The organism is Colwellia sp. BRX10-4 (assembly GCF_014077465.1).
GTDB lineage: Bacteria > Pseudomonadota > Gammaproteobacteria > Enterobacterales > Alteromonadaceae > Colwellia_A.
On sequence record NZ_JACGVZ010000065.1, the window covers coordinates 1 to 2776 of the forward strand.

Genomic DNA, 2776 nt, shown 5'->3' on the forward strand with positions numbered 1-2776 from the left:
ACCATCAGAAAATGTTTGTTGTGATTGCATTTGCAATGGTTCATTTTTGTTACAAACTTTCAGAACATCAACACGATGTTCTCCAGATAGCCCCCATAAATAAAATGGTTTTGAATCCAGGTATGAGGGTTTATTGACAAGTTTATTTTGCCCTTCCGGTTTTATAGTAACCGTTGAACAAGCAGTGATCCCCACTAAAAGTACACTTAAAATTAAACTACTTTTTTTCATAATTACTCCATATGATGATTTAAAATATAACGCCCCATTAAGCGGCTAAAAATGGTTGACTAAATAACTTAGAGCATAATAACTAGAGTTGAACTTTAAAATGTTCGATTAATGTTGGGGAAATGTAAAAATGTGTAAGATATACCTGACACGACCAAAAAATATAACACCGCAATAAGCGGCTAAAAATGGTTGGCTATAATGTGAACGAAGTGAAAAAGCCAACTGTTTTCTGTCCGTTTAATTGCCTTGTTATATTTTTTATACCATAATCTAATATATATTGGTACAAACAAGGGTTTCATTATGGCTAAAAATACTAGCGTCACACTAGGCGATCACTTTGATCAATTTATTAACCAACAACTTAACACAGGTCGTTACGGTTCAGCGAGTGAAATTGTTCGAGCTGGATTAAGAGCTTTAGAAGATCAAGAAACTAAACTATTAAATTTACGCAATATGCTTATTCAAGGTGAACAAAGCGGTATAGCTGATTACAGTTATGATTCTTTATTAACAGAATTAGACAACGAAAATCACTAATGAGAAAATTAGTATTATCCGCTAAAGCGAAATCAGATTTAATTAAAATAGCTCGATACACTCAACTTACGTGGGGAACCACGCAACGAAATGATTATTTAAAAATATTAGATAGCACAATTCGATTATTAACTGAGGAGCCAGAATTAGGAATAAACTGTGATTACATCAAAGAGGGTTACAGTAAATATCCTCAAGCTAGCCACGTAATTTATTACAAAGAACATAAAGTAAATCAAATATTAATTGTACGTGTGCTGCATAAAAGTATGGATGTTAACTCTGCTATCTAAAAAATACCAACACCACGTTAAGCGGCAAATAATTGTATAAAATAAGCGACGAAGGAGCAAATAGCCAGCTGTTATTTGTCCTGCTTGAATGGCTTATAGTTTCCAGCTACTAGTACTAAAATCAACTTATACCGTTACAAAAAGTACAAATAATGAATATAACCCAAAAATAATAGACAACCATTTAAACCACCGAGGGATAAATATAACTAGCAACATTATTACAACACCTATTAATGGTATTACCAATGACAAAAGCAATGGATTCTTAAACATAACAATATTGAAATATGGCCCAAGAAGAAAAAATAACAATAAGGACATTGCAGACACTCGACCTAAACCTCGACTGTGGGATAGCATGTCAAAATAACCATCATCTGGATCTGGAAGTGCCATTTCTGCCGCACCATACATAAAAATCGATGCAAAAATGAGCGCTAAAAAGTGAATAAAAGACCAATCAGAAAAATCATGAAGCTCCCATCCTACCCACCATAGTTGAAGGGTGAAAACCATTACAGTCCCACCCCAGATAGCTGTAGACCAATGGAACTTAACTTTGTTGTGATAACGAATCAAATCTCCGATCACATGTAAGAGACGTGTTAATGATAATCCAATGATTATGGATACAGTTACAAAAATATATTCATGTTGTGTCATTTATTACCAAGCTTAATTCAAATTTCATGGTGTTGAGTATCATCTAAAAACATGAAAATTAAAAGATTATTGTCTATTTACTTTTGCGGTAAAACTGCCATAGCCTCGATTTGCAATTAACACATAGACACAATGACTCCCCACAAGGTGCTAGCCTCTAAATGTGGGTTAGTTTTACAAACCAGAGCCATAATATATGTGTCAACAATATAAAACAGAGGCTAGCATGATAAAACATAACATACTTTAAAAAACTCGTACGACAATTACAGTCAAAATATCCTGACACTACGATCCATTTTTTTTACGAAGCCGGTCCTTGTGGCTATTGGATTTATCGCTTTCTCACCAGCCTTAATCATTGTTGCTATGTCATCGCTCCTTCGCTTATCCCTAAAAAATCAGGAGATAAAATCAAAACCGATAAACGTGATGCGCTCAAACTTGCAAAGCTGCTCAAGTCTGAAGACTTAACATCTATCTATGTCCCTGAGCCCGAAGATGAAGCCGTACGTGATTTATCCCGAGCCCGTGAAACAGGCATGAAAGACTTAAAAGAGGCTAAATATCAACTTAAAGCATTGTTGTTACGTAGCAACATTAACAGCAAAATAAAAGATAACTGGTCATTACAACATTTGCGTTGGCTCGCTGAATTAGTGCTACCTCATCCTTGTCAGCAAATTGTTTTGCAAGAAGCGGTTTCAACCATTACCGAAAGGTTAAAACGTTTAAAAAGGCTGGATAATGAATTAACCCATCAAGTGAAGCGTTGGCGATTTTATCCCGTAGTTAAAGCGATACAGGCGCTCCGTGGTGTGAGGTTATTAGTCGCTACAGGCGTGATTGTCGAACTAGGTGACTTATCACGATTCGACCACCCTAGAAAATTAATGAGTTACCTAGGTCTTGTACCTAGTGAACATTCAAGCGGCGATAAACGCCATTTAGGGGCTATTACTAAGTGTGGTAATAGCCGTGCAAGACTACTGGTCGAAGGTGCACACTCGTATAAACACAACACCAACATTTGAAAAGAA

Annotated in this window: 4 protein-coding genes and 1 pseudogene; 3 read left to right on the plus strand and 2 right to left on the minus strand. The window is 35.8% G+C overall.

Going from position 1 to position 2776, the window contains the following annotated elements:
* Positions 1 to 231: Bor/Iss family lipoprotein (locus H4J67_RS19680; RefSeq protein WP_182169374.1), on the minus strand; the 231-nt coding region annotated here is incomplete at its 3' end.
* 306 nt (positions 232 to 537) lie between these two features.
* Here H4J67_RS19680 and H4J67_RS19685 point away from each other — a divergent pair.
* Both H4J67_RS19685 and H4J67_RS19690 read left to right on the plus strand, forming a co-directional pair.
* Positions 538 to 777 (plus strand): type II toxin-antitoxin system ParD family antitoxin, encoded by a 240-nt coding sequence (locus tag H4J67_RS19685; RefSeq protein WP_070373587.1) that lies wholly within the window; start codon positions 538 to 540, stop codon positions 775 to 777.
* Entirely contained in the window at positions 777 to 1070 is a 294-nt protein-coding gene (locus H4J67_RS19690; RefSeq protein WP_182169372.1) for a type II toxin-antitoxin system RelE/ParE family toxin, read from the plus strand. The genes H4J67_RS19685 and H4J67_RS19690 overlap by 1 nt, the downstream gene beginning before the upstream one ends.
* Before the next feature lie 126 nt (positions 1071 to 1196).
* Here H4J67_RS19690 and H4J67_RS19695 read toward each other — a convergent pair whose 3' ends face one another.
* On the minus strand, positions 1197 to 1736 hold the full coding sequence (locus H4J67_RS19695) for a hypothetical protein (protein WP_182169370.1): 540 nt from the start codon (positions 1734 to 1736) through the stop codon (positions 1197 to 1199).
* 251 nt (positions 1737 to 1987) lie between these two features.
* On the opposite strand from H4J67_RS19695, the pseudogene H4J67_RS19700 reads away from it, so the two are divergent.
* Positions 1988 to 2767: pseudogene (locus tag H4J67_RS19700) on the plus strand (IS110 family transposase); the annotation flags it as partial.
* Positions 2768 to 2776 lie beyond the last annotated feature (9 nt).